Source organism: Sphingobacterium hungaricum (assembly GCF_015210005.1).
Classification (GTDB): Bacteria; Bacteroidota; Bacteroidia; order Sphingobacteriales; family Sphingobacteriaceae; genus Sphingobacterium; species Sphingobacterium hungaricum.
The window spans coordinates 1,047,878-1,065,375 of sequence record NZ_MU158698.1 but is presented as its reverse complement, the minus strand read 5'-3'; the positions used below and the strand labels follow the sequence as shown (position 1 = coordinate 1,065,375).

General features: G+C 36.5%; 14 protein-coding genes. 6 read left to right on the top strand and 8 right to left on the bottom strand.

What is annotated here, in order from left to right; translation table 11 throughout:
- Window positions 1–8: 8 nt before the first annotated feature.
- A complete protein-coding gene (cysS, locus tag C4F49_RS07845; RefSeq protein ID WP_196935317.1) occupies window positions 9–1,475 on the top strand; it encodes a cysteine--tRNA ligase in 1,467 nt (488 codons plus the stop codon).
- 23 nt (window positions 1,476–1,498) lie between these two features.
- On the top strand, window positions 1,499–2,359 hold the full coding sequence (locus C4F49_RS07840; RefSeq protein WP_196935316.1) for a nuclear transport factor 2 family protein: 861 nt from the start codon (window positions 1,499–1,501) through the stop codon (window positions 2,357–2,359).
- A gap of 297 nt (window positions 2,360–2,656) precedes the next feature.
- Here C4F49_RS07840 and C4F49_RS07835 read toward each other — a convergent pair whose 3' ends face one another.
- The 8 genes from C4F49_RS07835 to C4F49_RS07800 all read right to left on the bottom strand — a co-directional run bounded on the left by C4F49_RS07835 (window position 2,657) and on the right by C4F49_RS07800 (window position 10,015).
- On the bottom strand, window positions 2,657–4,027 hold the full coding sequence (locus C4F49_RS07835) for a peptidylprolyl isomerase (RefSeq protein ID WP_196935315.1): 1,371 nt from the start codon (window positions 4,025–4,027) through the stop codon (window positions 2,657–2,659).
- Window positions 4,028–4,255: 228 nt separating this feature from the next.
- On the bottom strand, window positions 4,256–4,681 hold the full coding sequence (gene mnhG, locus C4F49_RS07830; protein ID WP_196935314.1) for a monovalent cation/H(+) antiporter subunit G: 426 nt from the start codon (window positions 4,679–4,681) through the stop codon (window positions 4,256–4,258).
- Window positions 4,674–4,946: a cation:proton antiporter gene (locus C4F49_RS07825; protein ID WP_196935313.1), complete on the bottom strand. Its 273-nt coding sequence runs from the start codon at window positions 4,944–4,946 to the stop codon at window positions 4,674–4,676. Before C4F49_RS07825 ends, mnhG begins: the two co-directional genes overlap by 8 nt.
- Entirely contained in the window at window positions 4,943–5,419 is a 477-nt protein-coding gene (locus tag C4F49_RS07820; RefSeq protein ID WP_196935312.1) for a Na+/H+ antiporter subunit E, read from the bottom strand. Before C4F49_RS07820 ends, C4F49_RS07825 begins: the two co-directional genes overlap by 4 nt.
- Window positions 5,420–5,431: 12 nt before the next feature.
- Window positions 5,432–6,934 (bottom strand): proton-conducting transporter transmembrane domain-containing protein, encoded by a 1,503-nt coding sequence (locus C4F49_RS07815; RefSeq protein WP_196935311.1) that lies wholly within the window; start codon window positions 6,932–6,934, stop codon window positions 5,432–5,434.
- Window positions 6,931–7,287, bottom strand: coding sequence for a Na+/H+ antiporter subunit C (locus tag C4F49_RS07810; protein WP_196935310.1), 357 nt, complete (start codon window positions 7,285–7,287; stop codon window positions 6,931–6,933). The genes C4F49_RS07815 and C4F49_RS07810 overlap by 4 nt, the downstream gene beginning before the upstream one ends.
- Window position 7,288: 1 nt before the next feature.
- On the bottom strand, window positions 7,289–7,702 hold the full coding sequence (locus C4F49_RS07805; protein WP_196935309.1) for a Na+/H+ antiporter subunit B: 414 nt from the start codon (window positions 7,700–7,702) through the stop codon (window positions 7,289–7,291).
- Entirely contained in the window at window positions 7,703–10,015 is a 2,313-nt protein-coding gene (locus tag C4F49_RS07800) for a putative monovalent cation/H+ antiporter subunit A (RefSeq protein WP_196935308.1), read from the bottom strand.
- Between the two features lie 422 nt (window positions 10,016–10,437).
- Here C4F49_RS07800 and C4F49_RS07795 point away from each other — a divergent pair, with 422 nt between their 5' ends.
- The 4 genes from C4F49_RS07795 to C4F49_RS07780 all read left to right on the top strand — a co-directional run bounded on the left by C4F49_RS07795 (window position 10,438) and on the right by C4F49_RS07780 (window position 17,478).
- Window positions 10,438–10,965 carry a sigma-70 family RNA polymerase sigma factor gene (locus tag C4F49_RS07795; protein WP_196935307.1) on the top strand — a complete coding sequence of 176 codons (528 nt, stop codon included), beginning with the start codon at window positions 10,438–10,440 and terminating at the stop codon, window positions 10,963–10,965.
- Between the two features lie 53 nt (window positions 10,966–11,018).
- Window positions 11,019–12,176 carry a FecR family protein gene (locus tag C4F49_RS07790; RefSeq protein WP_196935306.1) on the top strand — a complete coding sequence of 386 codons (1,158 nt, stop codon included), beginning with the start codon at window positions 11,019–11,021 and terminating at the stop codon, window positions 12,174–12,176.
- Between the two features lie 116 nt (window positions 12,177–12,292).
- Complete coding sequence (locus tag C4F49_RS07785; RefSeq protein WP_196935305.1) at window positions 12,293–15,988, top strand: SusC/RagA family TonB-linked outer membrane protein; 3,696 nt, start codon at window positions 12,293–12,295, stop codon at window positions 15,986–15,988.
- A 59-nt stretch (window positions 15,989–16,047) separates the two neighbouring features.
- Complete coding sequence (locus C4F49_RS07780) at window positions 16,048–17,478, top strand: RagB/SusD family nutrient uptake outer membrane protein (protein WP_196935304.1); 1,431 nt, start codon at window positions 16,048–16,050, stop codon at window positions 17,476–17,478.
- Window positions 17,479–17,498 lie beyond the last annotated feature (20 nt).

The window sequence follows — 17,498 nt, the reverse complement described above, 5'->3', positions numbered from 1 at the left end:
CTAATTTTATGCAACATAATTTAACCGTTTACAATACGTTATCCCGTAAAAAAGAAAAGTTTGTGCCCATTCATCCGAGTTTAGTCGGAATGTATGTTTGTGGGCCTACTGTTTATAGTGATGTGCATTTGGGGAATTGCCGGACTTTCGTTTCGTTTGATTTGATTTTCCGTTACCTCATGCATTTAGGTTACAAGGTTCGTTATGTCCGCAACATTACCGATGCGGGGCATTTGGAGGGAGATAATGACGAAGGAGACGATAAATTTGCTAAAAAGGCAAAATTGGAACAATTGGAGCCAATGGAAATCGTTCAGAAATATACGATTGGTTTTCATGATGTATTAAGATTGTTTAACACGATTCCGCCAAGTATTGAACCGACGGCTACAGGCCACATTTCAGAGCAAATTGAAATGATCAAGCAGATCATTGATAATGGATTTGGTTATGAAGTCAATGGAACGGTATATTTTGATGTTGACAAATACGTCAAGGAATTTAATTATACGATTTTAACAAATCGGAATTTAGAAGATTTGTTGAACAACACGCGAGAATTAGGCGGACAGGACGAAAAACGTGGACGCTTAGATTTTGCACTTTGGATAAAAGCAAAACCAGAACATATTATGCGCTGGCCTTCGCCGTGGAGCGTCGGATTTCCAGGATGGCATATCGAGTGTTCAGCAATGAGCAAAAAATATTTGGGCGACCAATTCGATATACATGGAGGCGGGATGGATTTGGCTGCTACGCACCATACAAACGAAATTGCACAATCCGAAGCATGTAACCACACTACTCCGGCCAAATATTGGATGCATACAAATATGCTGACCGTTAATGGAGCACGCATGTCTAAATCAGCAGGAAATGGTTTTCTTCCAGAAGAACTTTTTACAGGAAACCATCCATTGCTAAATCGCGGATATTCGCCTATGTCTGTTCGTTTCTTTATGTTGCAAGCACATTACCGAAGCACCTTAGATTTTTCGAATGAAGCATTGGATGCTGCGGATAAGGGATACAAAAGATTAATGTCTGCAATAGGGTTATTGGATAAAATTACGGTTTCTAAAAGCTCATCCGTAGGCAATATCAAGGCCATTCGTCAAAAGTTTGAAGATGCAATGGACGATGATTTCAACAGCCCAATATTGATTGCAGAATTATTTGAAGTAGTCCGCATCATCAATTCTATTTACGATGGTAAAATGACTGTTTCAAAAGCAGATTTGGATGCAATCAAATCGTTGATTAATGATTTCGTTTTTGACGTTTTAGGCTTAAAGAACGACCAAGTTTCTTCCTCTAATGATATTGAAGATTTGATGAACGTAATTATCAAATTGCGCAACGGAGCGAAGGAAAATAAAGACTTTACAACTTCAGATCGTATCCGTGAAGAACTTACTCGAATTGGTATTCAGCTAAAAGATAGTAAGGACGGAACACTTTGGAATAAGATTTGATTGTGAGCATATAAAATAGCTAAATGAACTGTCATAAAACTTTATTAATACTTTTTTTAACAATTTCTATACATATCGCGAATGCTCAATTGCCAGATAAAGTTGGTGGACTGATTACAGCAGATCGCAATGCAGCATATATTTCCAAAACTGAAAATCCTCATGCGGCTTTTAAGTCCATTGTTGATAAGGAATCCACATTTTACGTGCCTTCTGCCGTAAATGCAGTTAATTATTTGGATAATAGACCCAACATTCCTGATATATTGACTTGGGATCCGAATTTTGCGATCGTGTCAAAAAGCTTAGACTGGGGCGTCACATCGGGTCCTCTTCAATTTCAAAAAGTCGGTGCCGTCAAACGTCACGGGCAATACCTGACAGTTTGGAAAAGAGATCGGAAAGGGAATTGGAAAGTGCATGTAAGAACAGAGGTCGAAAATTATGGCACTGGTGTCAAATCTGATTTGGTATATTCTGAACCAGACGATTCTTGGTATTTAAAACATCGCTCTAAAGTCAGACTACAACAGCGCGAAGAGATAATAACTCAAACGGATGAACTTTTCTCTACCGTTCTGAAAGCAAATACTGAAACAGGTTATAATGAGTTTTTGGCTGACGACGTGCGCTTTTACTTTCCATGGAAACAAGAGATGGAAGGAAAGAAGGCGGTGTTGGATTTTCTGAAAAAGGAGCGTATCGTTATAGAAACAGAACCAACGGGAGTAGGGCGCGCTTACAGTGGCGAGTTTGGGTACACCAATGGAACAGCAACTGTTGGCTTTAAAGATAAAACCGTAAAGTTTAATTACATCCGTATTTGGCAATTAAAAGATGATTATCAATGGAAAGTTATTTTGGAGATGATGTTCGAAAGATAATAGCATCTTAATCAATCTATTTAAGCGGCTGGATTTCCATATTTCTTTTGCAGCATAGTTACTCCGCTGAAGAGTAGCGTTGCTAATGATAAGAAAACTATTTTATCATTTGTAGACGGCTCATTAAGCTGCAATTACTAAGCTTAAAAACGGAGCTATTTTTTAAATCTAATCACTTATTGAAAAGAAGATACTTATTGATATTTCATAATAAAATTTTGAATATAATAGTCGCTATACCTACAAAAAGAGCCAAGTTTTAAAACTTGGCTCTTTTTGTAGGTATTAAAATGGAACTTATTTTGTTGCGAGTTCCGAATTTTTAGTCCAGATCTTTAAGTCATCGCATGTTCCAAAATCGTCGTTAATGTGGATGTACGTGTTCAACCTACGCATTTCAAACCACTCACTTAATTTTCTGTTCACTTTGTCCATCTGCGCCGCCTCTTGCACTTTAGCAAAATCTTGGTCTAGATTTGCCGCATGAGGAGGGATCCGTGTTTTTAAGAAATTAAATCGAAAACCAACATCGCCAGTACGAGGATCAGTAAATTGTTGAGGAGTCGAATATTCTCCAGGTTTCAGTGGGTCAATCGACGTAAATAATGCTTTATCCAATGCGTCAACAGGGATCAGCGTTGAACGGCTTTCAGACTGTTGGTTCATCACCATACCTCCAGAAAATTTCGTTTCATTGTTGTCTGAATATAAAGCTGCAGCAGTGCTGAATGTCATTTTTCCAGTTTTCACTAGATTGTATACGCTGTCAATTTTTTCTTTTGTTCTTGCTAAGGCTGTAGGGGTCGGCTTCGTTTTAATCAGTACGTGGCGTACGTTTACTTCCTCGCCACGGCGTTCTAATACTTGCAAAAAGTGGAAACCATATTGCGTTTCAAATACGGGAGAGACTTCACCTTTCTTTAATTTAAATGCCATCGCAGAAAATTCTTTCACATAGCTTTCGCGCGTTGCAAAACCTAAATCACCACCATAAGGCGCTGATCCATCTTCCGAATAAAGTCTGGCAACAGTTCCAAAATCAGAGCCAGCTAAAACTTGTTGGCGATAACCTTCTGCTTTTGTGCGGAACTGCTCTTTTTCTTCTTTCGTCAGAACAGGGTTGATGACAATTTCGCCAATTTCAACTTCCGTATTGAAATAAGGCAAACTGTCTTTATCTAAGCTTTCAAAATACCGTTTTACTTCTTGAGGTGTAACGTTTATCTTTTGGACAATTGTCTGTTGCATTCGTTGAGCTTTTAATTGCTCCGCAATGTTCGGGCGCATCTCTTCTTTATATTGTAGAACAGATCTGTTTAAGAATTTCTCTAATCTTTCTTTGCTTCCAAATTGTTGCGTCATATAGCGCATTCTTCTATTCAAATCGTCATCAACTTCAGCTTCCGAAACTTCGATGGAGTCAATCGCTGCTTGTTGCGCTAACAACTTTTGAGTAAGCAGTTGTTGCAGTAAATAACATTTGTGTTTTTCAGCATCGCCTGTTGCGCCTTGCGCCAATGCCTGAGCGTATTGCATGTCAACATCAGATTGCAAGATTATATTAGAACCCACGGTCGCTACAACTCTGTCAATTAGCTTGTCTTGTGAATATCCTTTTGAAAATACAAATAACAAAGGAAGGAGAATTGAGAATATATATTTTTTCATTTAAATGATTAATCAACTATATGCTTTCAGTAAAATACCAATAGTACAAAATTATTATAATATAGTTACTTTTTACAATTTTTTAATTAATTAACACCTTGGCTAATCAATTTGATGCTAAAAGTTCGAAGTTACCGAAATTTAAATTTGAGGCATTTGATTTAACTAAATTTAACAACGCCAATTTAAAAAAAAATTGAACTAGTAATCTTTAGTTTATCAACGGTTTTAATCCGTCTCATCCTCTGTCCGAGCGATATTTTCTTCTTCATTAAGTTCCTCCGAAGGGGGGACTTGTGAAGGATCGCTTTCCAACTCATGTGTTTCTTTGTTGTACATGCCAGCCAATTGATCGACGATGGTGCCTTTCCATAGCGGAGTTCCAGTAAAGTATGCTGCGCGTCCAATCATATGAGCGCCGATAGGAGCAGTAATAATCAAAAAGAAAACGATGGCAATGGCTTTCGTGGTCACGGAAACATCGGGGAACATAATTGACGCACAAATTAATAATAAACCAACACCCAGCGTAGAAGCTTTTACCGTAACCGAAAGGCGCAGGTAGAAATCTGGCATTCTCAAAATACCGATTGATGCAAATAATATGGATAGCGCACCGATGGTGCTGATTATGGCTAATAGAATATTAATCATCTTTTCTTTGTTCTATGTAATAAGCAAAAGCAATTGTTCCCAAAAATGCAATGAGCGCTAAGATAATGGCCACATCTAAAAACACCTTTTGATTGGAACGAATGCTGTAAACGGTAATGATTCCAATCCCAATTGTAATAATCAAATCTAATGCTACGACACGATCCACAACTGTTGGTCCTTTATACAAACGTATAAAAACCAATATCACCGATATGGTCAATACAGGAAGGATAAAAAAATCAAAATAGGATTCTAATGTCATCGTAATATTTCTAGTAATCTTCTTTCTACACCCGTTTTTAAGTTTCTCACAAATTCATCCGGATCATTCAAATACATGACGTGGATATAAATGGTCTTATTATCTTCACTGATATCCAGAATCAACGTCCCTGGAGTCAATGAGATAAATGTAGAAAGTAAGTTAATTTCAAATTCTGTTTTTGCATTAAGCGGATAGCGCACCACACCGGGTTTAAAGAAATATTTTGGCGTAATTACATCATAAGCCACCTGTAAATTCGCTTTGATCATTTCAAGCAGAAAATAAAAGATAAAGCTGATGATTTTGGGAACTCGATAAAAGTAACGCTGATCGGTTTCATTTCGGTTCATGATCCATAGGATAAAGAATCCGAGCATAAATCCGAATACAAAATTACTGTAGTACATGGAACCCGTTAAGGCTACCCAAATAAAGGATAGTAAGAGGTTCATTAAAAACTGTCTGATCATTGACTTACATTTTTATTTTCCCAATACTGCCTCGATATAAGGTCGAGTATCTAACATTTGATTAACTATTCGCTCCGTAACTTGTATCACTGCTTCCGCATTTAAGCCAATAAATAACGTGACCGAGCATAAGATACAAATTGGTAATATTAAAAGTATTTTTCTAAAAAGAGGCAAGGGTTTAAATTTATCCTCAATCACTTCATCTGAAGATGGGTCTTTCCAAAAAACCTCCGACCACATTTTCGCAATCACGTATAAGGTGAAAAAGCTCCCGATAATTAGTGCAGCGACATAAAAATACTGATTGTATTCAAAGGCAGCTTGAAATAAATATATTTTCGGCCAAAAACCCGATAGCGGTGGAATCCCAACTAATGAAAATAACACCAAGGCCATCAGCAGGGATATTTTTGGATATTCTTTATAAATGCCGCCTAATTTAGTCATATCCATTGTACCTCCAAGTTGTCTGATTACTCCTGCGATCAAGAACAAGTTTGTTTTGACCATAATGTCATGAATTAAATAGAACACAGCTCCCATCAATGCCGCTTTGTTGAACATTGCCAATCCGCCTATCATAAATCCTATATGGCAGACTATTAAATAGGAAAATAGTCGTCGAATATTTGTTTTGATCAACGCTCCAAATGCTCCGGTAAGAATTGTCAGTATGGCCATTCCCATAAGTAAGTCTTTTGTGAATTCGTCAGGCACAAAAATCAAACTGAAAACGCGATACATCGCATAAATACCAACTTTTGTCAGCAAACCTCCGAAAGTTGCTGCGACAGCCGATGGAGGCGTGTGGTAGGAAGATGGAAGCCAGAAATACAATGGAAATACAGCTGATTTTATACCAAATCCTATAATGAAAAAACAAGACGTAATGCCGACCAAAGTCTGATTTTGTACAAGCTGGATTTTTAAAGCCAAGTCTGCCATATTCAAAGTACCGGTAATCCCATACAAAATTCCAATTCCTGTCAGGAAAAAAGTCGATGCCAAAATGTTCATGGCCATGTATTTTACACCACCCTCTAACTGGGCTTTGCGACCTCCCAAAGTCATTAAGACAAAAGAAGAAATAATAATGACCTCAAACCAAACGTAAAGATTGAAAATATCTCCTGTCAGAAATGCGCCATTCAGACCCATTAATAAGAAATGGAAAATGGGGAAATATCCATAGCGCATGCGCTGTCTGCTCAATCCGGTGGCAGAGAAAATGGAAACTGCAAAACCTGCAATTGAAGTGAGTAGGACCAAGGTTGTACTTAACGTATCTGCAACAAAGACAATTCCAAATGGCGCATCCCAATTGGATGCATTCATCGTTAAAATACCCTCATTATATACTTTTGTGAAAAGACGGATCGCAATCAGCAATCCTAGGAAAGTTCCGCCTATACTCAAGAAACGCTGCGTGACAGTCTTTCTCCAAGCAATTAATTGTACAATTGCTGTTAATAAATGAATAAATACTGGAGCTAAAATGTGATTATCGATCATATATCTTCTTCCTCCGGTGTATTTAAATCATCTAAATCGTCTGAATTTACCAAAGCATAAACACGTTTAAGCAAAACAATGGCAAAAGCTGTCAAGGCAAAACTGATGACAATCGCTGTCAGAATCAATGCCTGAGGAATGGGATCTGCATAAACATCCTGAAAAATCTTAAAGTCAGCATCAATAACAGGAGGTTTCCCTTTGGTTAATGATCCTAAAACAAAAATTAAAATATTTGTCGCGTTACCTAGCAAAATAATTCCTAAGAGAAGTTTGACCAAGCTCCTGCGCAAGATCATATAAATACCCCCAGCGTATAAAAGTCCCAAAACTAATATTAACAGTAACTCCATATTAATCTTCAGTCAATGAGATGGTAAACAAAATGGTCAATACAACACCAATCACAACTAAGTAAACTCCTAAATCGAAAAACAGAGAAGAGCCTATCATTCCGATTACGGGAATGGGTTCTTCAAACCATAAGCCCGTCATTGGCGGAAGACCGAAAAATGTTGGTGCGATTACTGATAAAGCTGCAATTCCTAATCCTATTGGAATTAAGGACATCGGTTTTCTTCTAAGGATTTTCATCGTGTTTTCTGTCCCGAAGGCAAAACTGTGCAATACGAACGCAATCGACGCAACCAAGCCTCCGACAAAACCTCCTCCCGGTTCGTAATGTCCTCTCAATAATAGGAACACCGAGAAGAGCAATAATATTGGCAACAGATATTTTGTTGCTGTTTGTAAAATAATACTTCTCATTTATTCTTTTTCTGTAGGTTTTAAGCGTAATCGTAATAAACTGTAAACTCCAATAGCCGCTATGCTCAAGACCACAGTCTCAAACATCGTGTCTATTCCTCTAAAATCAACTAAAATTACATTCACAACATTTTTTCCCTTCGCCAGCAAGTAAGAGTTTTCTCCATAGAATTCAGTAATCTCTTTTACAACCGGTTCGTTGTTGACTTTCAAAGCAATTAGGGATAAAATGGCTCCGAATCCTAGAGCAACTATACCATCCCTGTATAGCACCGCCTTTCCAGTGAAATTAATAAATCCGGGAAGTTTGTAGAGCACCAAGACAAATAAAACAGTACTTAATGTGTCAATCGAAAATTGGGTCATGGCTAAATCTGGTGCACTGTAAAATACATAAATTAAACAGATGCAATAACCGATTACGCTCATCGAAACGACGGAGGTCAGTCTTGAAGGTGTTGTTACAACAATAAATAATGCACCGATCAATACCAATACGACTCCGACTTCATAGATCGATAGCGTACTTAAATTACTAAAATCAATGGAGACTGGACCGCTGATCCACAATTTATAACCCAATAGAATTTCTGCGAAAAGAATGATTTTTAGATGGTAAGACCTTAAATAGCCGTTATGAAGTTTATTCGTATACCATGTTGAAAATCTGAAAATATCCACGGCATACCCCTTAAAAATATGTTTCGGGGATAAATTTTCAAATTTTTCGATGAATTGAAGTTTGGAATAACTTGGCTTAAATGATAAATAAATAAAAATTCCACAAGCCAAAGTTGCTAAACTTAATATTAAAACAGTGTTTACGCTGCCGTGCCAAATAGCCAAATGCATGGATGTTTCCTGTCCAAGAATAGCATTGGCTGCTTGATGGTTCAGTAAATTACCTGTTACTCCTGGCAAGACACCAAAGACAAGGCCAAGAACTGCCAAAATTAATGGAGGGATCCACATGGATTTATACGGTAAATGGACTTTCTCAAAAGATTGAGGCAGCTTTCCCGTAAAAGGTTTTAATCCAGCCAAAAAGCCAGCCACCACAAGTCCTGTATTGGTTACGACAGCAAGTATCGTTAAGATTAACGCCCAATTTTCTTCGAAATGCAAAGTCGCTTCATAGATTAAATCTTTACCAATAAAACCGAAAGTTAAAGGTAATCCCGCACTCGATAGGGCCGCTAAACCGGATGCTAAAAAAACGGGGGGCAAAACTTTTCTGAGTCCTGACAATACCGTAATGTCTCGAGTTCCAGTTTCGTGGTCGATTATTCCTGTCACAAGAAATAATGTAGCCTTATACAATGCGTGCACCAGTACAAATACACTCGCGGCAATAATCGATTCTTTGGTTCCCATTCCGATTAGGAAAGTCAAAATTCCTAATGCTGAAATTGTTGAATAGGCTAAAATCCCTTTTAAATCTACCCGGAACAGAGAATGGATAGACGCATACAGCATCGTGAATCCACCGACTCCAACCAAGGTATACATCCACAAATCCGTTCCTCCCAAAATAGGGAAAAATCTTGCCAGCAAATAAATGCCGGCTTTTACCATCGTAGCGGAATGTAAATAAGCCGAAACTGGCGTAGGTGCTTTCATTGCCCCAGGCAACCAAAAATGAAAAGGGAATTGTGCAGATTTAGTAAATGCTCCGAGAAAGACGAACCCTAGAATTGCTGGGTATAAGTTATGGTTAATCAGTACGTCTCTCTTATCGATAAGTTCAGTAAACGAAAATGTTCCTGCTACATTTCCAATTAAAATTAGCCCAGCGAGTAAGAAAAAACCGCCTATGCCTGTAATGCTTAATGCTGTCAATGCACTTTTACGGGAATCTTGATTGTCATTATTGAAACCGATAAGAAAGAAGGAGCTTATGCTCGTCAATTCCCAGAAAACGAATAAAAGAAGAATATTATCTGAAAGAACAACACCCATCATTGCCGCCATAAATAGACAGAGGTATCCAAAGAACCTGTCAATAAAGGGATGTCCTTTTAAGTAGCTTAAAGCATAGAAGAATATAGCCGTACCAACTCCCGATATCAATAAAACAAATAATAATGAAAGGCCGTCAAGCTTAAAGTCAAAATTGATTCCCAAAGACGGTATCCAATCCGTGTGCTGAAAAAAGACAGATCCCTCAGATACGCTAGAAATATGAAAAAGATAATACACAAAAATCAACCCAGGAACAAGCGTCAACAGAACACTCCATTTTGATTTTACAAACTTTCCAAACGGAACAAGAAATATGGATAGTATTAAACCTAATAAAACAGTTAATAGCATGTAATCTTAATGAGATTTTTGGAAATCATAAAACTACTAAAAAAATGTGATTTTCTGGCTAAGTCGGCCCTAGAGATTTAACAAAAGTTGTTTTAGAAGAAATATTTTTAATTTTTTAGATTGATTTTTATAAATAAATTACTTCAAACTAACGCGTTATTTGTTTTGTTAATGAAAAAAATATTTTTATTTCAAAAAATTAGAATATTGATTGTAATAGAACAGAAATGTGAGCATAGTATGCTAGAATCAAATAAAAAAATAATTTAGATTATCTTTTTATTACTTCTGATTTAAATAAATTAAAATTTTGTAAATAAATATTCTTATTCTTTCGTTTTAATTTTCTACATTGCCTTTGAGTTAATGATGCTAGGGCTTCTTTGCAACATTTTCTTGATACAATTATTAATTTGACAGTAATGGATGAGTTAGCTTCAAATTTATTTAAAAAATATTTTAAAGGACTTTGTTATTTTGGATGGAAGTTGATCGGTGATGCTCAAATTGCAGAGGATTTAGCACAAGACGCGTTCACGGCTTATCTTTTAAAAAAAGATTCTATTTCCTCGGATGAAATTTCAATAAAATCATTTTTGTATACTAACGTTAAATTTGCTGCATACAATATATCTCGTAAAAACAAAGTCATCGATACGTATTGGCATAAAACCAAATACAGCGAAATGGATGATGTCGACATAGAAAACAGTATAATCCAAGCCGAGTTCTATTCTAAAGTTTCGCAAGCGATGGTTAAATTGCCGACAGCATGCCAAGAAATTTGCCGGATGGGATATTTAGATGGCTATTCCAATGAAGAAATTTCTAAAATCTTGCAACTTAGTGTAAATACCGTTAAAACTCAAAAACGTAGAGGGATTGAAGCGATAAGAAGGCTTATAAAACCAGAATTATTAGTGTTTTTCTGCGTTTTTTTATTTTTTTGACAAAAAAAATATTTTTTTGTCACCCCAAATCAGGTTTTAGGTTTCTTAATGGTATGCATAAGGAACCTTTTCAATTATCTGACATTCTTTTCAAATATTTAAGTGGCGAATGTACAGATGTCGAATTAGACATCTTGCATAATTGGATTAATAAAGATCCTAGAAATAAAGAATTATTTCAAAAGCTGGTATCAAATCCACAAAATACCGAAGAGATCGAATTTTTTGATAAGCTGGATGTCGATCGATCTTTAGAAGAATTTAAATCAAAGAACGATAGCAAAAATAGGTTTAAGATAATTTGGATTAATATAGCAGCATCTATACTCATCTTATTTGGTCTTTCGTTTTTCTACTATCAGAATCAACAACAAAATACTTATTCGAATAATAGTTTAGGAGCTAACACTAAAAAGAAAGCTGATGTTTCTCCGGCAAATATTGGCGCACGACTGACACTTGCTGATGGTAAAGAATTTGTGATTGAGGACGAAATTATTTTGGGTTCTAATGGTGAAATCACATCTAAGAACGGGGAAAATATAGTAGAAAATGCAGCGCTAGAATCAGAAGAAGCGATTATCTACAATATTTTAGAAGTCCCTAAAGCAAATTTCTTCAAAATGCAGCTACCAGATGGAACTCACGTTTGGATTAATGCGATGTCTTCTGTGAAATTTCCGACGAAGTTTAGTAAGAGTGAACGTCGAGTTTTCTTAGATGGGGAAGCATATTTTGAAGTTGCCAAAGATGCTACAAAACCATTTATAGTCGAAGTAAATGGAAAGGAAGTGAAAGTGCTCGGTACACATTTCAACATAAAATCATATCACAACAGTTTTAAAACTACGCTCGTAGAAGGAAGTGTTCAGGTGTCATTTCACGGGCTGACAGAGAAATTGGCGCCAGGTAATTACGCTGCATGGAGAAATAATAACTTCGTGATTGACAAAGCCGATCTTCAGAAGGAGGTTGCTTGGAAGAATAACGAGTTTTATTTTAAAAATGATAACATCGTACAAATCGCAAACCAATTAATGATGTGGTATGATTTGGATATCAAATTGGCATCATCCGTTTCAAAATCAAAAACATATTCGGGATCTATTAACAGAAATGTGAACTTATCCGAAGTGCTGAGCATGTTGGAATTTGTGGGCGACTTTAAATTTCTGACAAATGGAAAAGAGTTAACAATAAAAAGCAAATAAATTATATGCGTATGAGATAAAATTTAGACTTAAACGAAAACAGGAGTGTTGGCGCACCCCTGTATAAAAAAAACCTAAAGTTAAATTATTAAAAATTAACCCTAATTATCAAATATATGAATAAAAAATTATTTGAAAGATGGCGTATGTATACCAGCGATATGCCGTTTCGACAATGCATTAAGACTATGAAACTAACCTGTTTTATTTTTTTTCTTACACTGAATCTAGTGTATGCCGAAAGTCGTGCACAGCGCATATCTCTTTCGATGAAAAATGCTGAGTTCTCGCGATTCATAAATGAAGTTACAGCACAAACACATTTAAAGTTTTTTTACAATGACGAATTGGTCGAAAAAGCAAAGCCAGTTAATATCGAAATTAAAAATGGGCAACTCGACGATGTATTGAAAAAAGTATTTACGGAGAGAAATATCGAGTATAGAATTGTTTCTAATACAATTTCTTTAACAGAGAAATCTCCGACTAACTCAATAAAAAGCGTCGAAATCCAAAATAATGTTTCCGGAGTTGTTAGAGGTGACGACGGTTCTCCTTTGGTTGGAGCCACAGTAAACGTTAAAGGATTAAACACTACAACCACGACAAACGACCGAGGACAATTTTCACTAGCGGCAAACAATGATGCGACACTAGTTATCCGTTATGTTGGGTTTCTTTCTCAAGAAGTTAGTGTTAATGGGAGAAGTAATATCAACGTCGTTCTTAAAGTTAATGACCAAGAAATCGAAGCGGTAGATGTTGTAGCAACTGGATATCAAAATATCGATCGCAAATTGTTTACGGGAGCTACGAGTCGGGTGGATGCAAAAGATGCTGAGAGAAATGGAGTTCCAGATATTTCTAGGATGTTAGAAGGCCAAGTGGCCGGTGTATCAGTTCAAAACGTATCGGGAACGTTTGGTGCTGCACCAAAAATTCGTGTTCGTGGAGCTACTTCTCTTTCTGGAGAAAACAAGCCATTATGGGTTGTCGATGGAATTATTCTTGAAGATGTGGTAAATATTTCAAACGAGGCGCTTTCAACGGGTGATGCTAATACACTGATCGGATCTTCGGTTGCCGGTTTAAACCCAGATGATATTGAGTCTTTTACGATTTTAAAGGATGCCGCAGCAACAGCTATGTATGGAGCGAGAGCCATGAATGGTGTAATTGTCGTTACGACTAAAAAAGGTAGAAATACTGATGGTAAGCCGCTAATAAACTATTCAGGTAATTTTACCACATACTTAAAGCCTAGCTACGACCAATTCGATATTATGAATTCGGGCGAGCAAATGTCTGTATTGCTTGAGCAAGAAAACAAAGGCTACTTTAATCATAGTAGCATGGCAAATAACAACAGTGGTGGTGTATTTGCTAAAATGTACAATCAAATGTATGAGTACAATCCTACAACGGATTCTTTCATGTTAAAGAATACAATGAACGATCGTCTTAACTTTTTGACACGTTATGCAAATGCAAACACAGATTGGTTTGACGTTTTGTTTAAAAATTCATTATTACAAGAACATTCTTTAAGCGTTTCTACAGGATCAGACAAAGCGCAAACATATTTCTCTACAAGTTACATGAATGATAGTGGTCAAACTATTGGCGATAATGTTAAGAGATATACTGTCAACATGAGGAATAATTTTAAATTTTCTGATAAATTCTCTGCAGAATTACTTGCTAATGCATCCATTAGGGACCAGCGATCTCCAGGGACTCTGACCAGAGAATCGGATCCTGTTTATGGAAAATACTCTAGGAATTTCGATATCAATCCTTATTCATATTCATTGAATACCAGTAGACTGATTACGCCTTATGATGAGAATGGCGATCTTGAATATTTTACAATGAACTATGCGCCGTTTAATATAATTAATGAGATCAACAATAATTATTTAAACTTAGAGGGATTGGACATAAAAGTTCAAGGAGGAATCAAATACAAATTCCTTAAAAATTTAACTTATTCCGCAGATGCTGCATACAGATATGCTAAAACGGAAAGACAGCATTATATAAAAGACGGTTCGAATATGGCGATGGCTTTTAGAGCAAATGCTAACCCAACTGTCAATGATGGAAATATCTTACTTTATGATGATCCCGATTTTCCAAATGAACAAGCAGAAGTAATTTTGCCTGAAGGTGGATTTTTCAATACCTCGACAAACGGAATTAAAAATTATTATTTCAGACACAATCTTGAATTTGATGAAACTTTCAATGTAGATCATAGATTAAATCTTTTTGGATCTATGGAAGTTAGGTATACTGACCGTCAAAATTCAGCATATGACGGTGTCGGATATCAATATAATAATGGAGGTCTTGTAAATCCATATTATAAATATTTCAAAAATGCAATCGAAGCTGGAGACCCATATTTTGGGATGAACTATGGAAAAGATCGTTTTACGGCTTTTGCGGTACGTTCTGCATACTCATTCAAAGAAAAATACCTTTTAAATGGAACGTTTAGATATGATGGTTCAAATTTAATGGGTAGATCTAGAACTGCTAGATGGTTGCCGACATGGAACATTTCTGGAGCTTGGTTTATGGATCAAGAAGCTTTCTTCGAAGCTTTAAATCCTGTTCTTACTGGTGCTAAAATTAGAGCAACTTATGGTCTTGTAGGTAGTTTGGGAAGTGCTAATAACTCGGGAGCGGTGTTTTACAGCCAAATCGCGAGAAGACCTTATGACGATGAAAAGGAAGCAATAATTTATACAAACAATGTTCAGAATAGCGAATTAACTTGGGAAAAATTATACGAATTCAATATCGGTGCTGATTTAGCATTCTATGATAAAATTGATGTAACAGTTGATATTTATAAAAGGGATATTTTCGATTTAATTGGAAGGATTAAGACGTCTGGTATAGGTGGTGAATATGAAAAAGACGCCAATTATGCAGATATGAAATCTAAAGGATTTGAATTGACAATTGCAGGAAATCCAATAAAGAGAGATAATTTTTCATGGAGAACTCAATTCAATTTTGGGGTCAATAAAAATGAGATTACCAAAATTGATATAAATGACAACATCTGGAATTTCGTTCGAGCAGAAGGAGCTGCTCAGCTAGGTAGATCCCAAAGAGGTTTATATTCTATTGAATTTGATGGGTTGAACTCAGAATACGGTTATCCAACTTATGTCGGAACTGAAGGTCAACGAAATGAAACAAATATTTACCTACAAAGTACGGATGTTGATTACCTTAAATACCACGGACCGGTTGACCCTACATTAACGGGTGGATTTTTTAATCAATTTATTTACAAGCAATTTACGGTATCCGCTTTATTTACTTTTGCAACAGGTAATTATGTGAGGTTACAGCCTACAGTTGACGCAATATACAATGATATGACTTCGATGTCTAAAGACATCGTTAACCGTTGGATGCGTCCGGGTGATGAAGCGTATACGAATATACCAGCAATTTTAGACCGATATACAATCGACAACCGCGTGACTTCATCGACTGGAGCAGTCGTAAATGCTGTTTATCCGTATAACGCATACAACTATTCTGATCAGCGAGTTGCAAAAGGTGATTTTATAAGATTAAAAAATGTGAGTATCGCTTATAGATTGCCTAAGTCCATAACAGACAGATTGTCAATTAGCTCTGCGCAATTAGCATTGGTTGGAAATAATCTTTCATTGTTGTATTCTGACAAGAAATTGAATGGAGCAGATCCAGAGTTCTTTAATAATGGTGGGGTAGCGATGCCAATTCCACGTCAGTATACCCTTTCGCTAAAAGTTGGATTTTAATAAATTAAATCATGAAAATATTAAATAAAAAATTAGGATTATTACTATTCACCTCAACATTGGTTCTCTCCTCATGTGAAAAGTATTTGGAGGTCGCTCCAGATATGCGGACAGAAATTGTCACTGTTGAACAAGTAGGTCAGTTGGTAGCCTCAGCATATCCAGGTTACGATTATTTAGCAATGGCCGAAACATATTCAGATAATGCTGTTGATAAAGGGCCAGCAGTAGGACACATTAATCAACCGTTTGTCAGTCTATACAATTGGGAAGACATCGAAGATGATGCTACAAATACGCCATCAGCTTATTGGAATGCGTGTTACTCAGCAATAAACAATGCCAACCAAGCCCTTGCTGCGATTGAAGAAAAGGATTTTGATTCCAGTGTTCTAAAATTTAAGGGTGAAGCTCTTGTTGCTCGTGCATATTCACATTTTATGCTCGTAACATTTTTTGCCAAAGCTTATGAGATTGGAAAGTCAAATGATAGTCCTGGAGTTCCTTACGTGATTGCCCCTGAAACAGAGACGCTTCCTCAATACTCTAGAGGAACAGTGGCTTCTGTCTACGAACAAATCGAGAAAGATCTTGTGGAAGGTATTAAGCTTTTGGAAGGCGGATCTTGGGACGTTCCAAAATATCACTTTACTCCTGCAGCAGCTCATTTATTCGCAAGTAGGTTCTTTTTATTTAAAGGGGATTGGGATAAGGTGATTGAACATTCTAACTTGGCCGTACCGAATGGAGAATATTTGTCAAGCTTAAGACCTTGGAATACTACTTTAAGAACTTACACCACAGAGGAATTTAGAACTGAGTTGACCAAAGCGGATAAACCGTATAATATTTTGTTAGCTAACACCTATTCAACTTATCAAAGAAGTAATATTGGTGGTACAACACGTTACGGTTTTGGAACTTCTGTATTTAATATCTATAACGGAGTTACTGCAACCGGAGCAGCATTTTATAATAAAGGTCTTAGGTGGTCTGAAGGAAATTACACAACCTATGTTTTTAGAGAATATTTTTACTACACGAACTTGTCTGCAGGAATCGGCTTTCCGTACATAATGCAACCATTATTTATTGCTGATGAGGGTTTGATGAATCGTGCGGAAGCATACGCGCAAAAAGGAGACTATGCGTCGGCGATGAGAGATTTGAATACGTTTGCAAGTGTTAGAATAGTAAACTATAATGCTACGACGCATGCTGTGACGTTAGACAAATCAAGGACATTTTTCAATGTTGCTGATGACAAAGAGGCCTTGTTAAAAACTGTTTTGCAATTCAAACAAATTGGTTGGATGTGTGAGGGCATGAGATGGTTTGATATTTTGAGACATAGGTTACCTGTTGAACATAAATTTATAGATGCTGCAGGTGACGAAACGTATAAAACCCTAACAGCTGATGACAATAGAAGAATGTTTCAAATACCTCAAACTGCGAAATTAGCTGGTGTGGAACTTAATCCTAGATAACATAATGATTATGAAAAAAT

Bases quoted from the DNA above. Each gene is read 5' to 3' on its own strand.
- C4F49_RS07805 (WP_196935309.1), bottom strand. From the start codon at position 7,702: ATGAGAAGTATTATTTTACAAACAGCAACAAAATATCTGTTGCCAATA.
- C4F49_RS07790 (WP_196935306.1), top strand. From the start codon at position 11,019: ATGCATAAGGAACCTTTTCAATTATCTGACATTCTTTTCAAATATTTA.
- cysS (WP_196935317.1), top strand. From the start codon at position 9: ATGCAACATAATTTAACCGTTTACAATACGTTATCCCGTAAAAAAGAA.
- C4F49_RS07795 (WP_196935307.1), top strand. From the start codon at position 10,438: ATGGATGAGTTAGCTTCAAATTTATTTAAAAAATATTTTAAAGGACTT.
- C4F49_RS07820 (WP_196935312.1), bottom strand. From the start codon at position 5,419: ATGATCAGACAGTTTTTAATGAACCTCTTACTATCCTTTATTTGGGTA.
- C4F49_RS07840 (WP_196935316.1), top strand. From the start codon at position 1,499: ATGAACTGTCATAAAACTTTATTAATACTTTTTTTAACAATTTCTATA.
- C4F49_RS07835 (WP_196935315.1), bottom strand. From the start codon at position 4,027: ATGAAAAAATATATATTCTCAATTCTCCTTCCTTTGTTATTTGTATTT.
- C4F49_RS07785 (WP_196935305.1), top strand. From the start codon at position 12,293: ATGAATAAAAAATTATTTGAAAGATGGCGTATGTATACCAGCGATATG.
- C4F49_RS07810 (WP_196935310.1), bottom strand. From the start codon at position 7,287: ATGGAGTTACTGTTAATATTAGTTTTGGGACTTTTATACGCTGGGGGT.
- C4F49_RS07800 (WP_196935308.1), bottom strand. From the start codon at position 10,015: ATGCTATTAACTGTTTTATTAGGTTTAATACTATCCATATTTCTTGTT.
- C4F49_RS07815 (WP_196935311.1), bottom strand. From the start codon at position 6,934: ATGATCGATAATCACATTTTAGCTCCAGTATTTATTCATTTATTAACA.
- mnhG (WP_196935314.1), bottom strand. From the start codon at position 4,681: ATGATTAATATTCTATTAGCCATAATCAGCACCATCGGTGCGCTATCC.
- C4F49_RS07825 (WP_196935313.1), bottom strand. From the start codon at position 4,946: ATGACATTAGAATCCTATTTTGATTTTTTTATCCTTCCTGTATTGACC.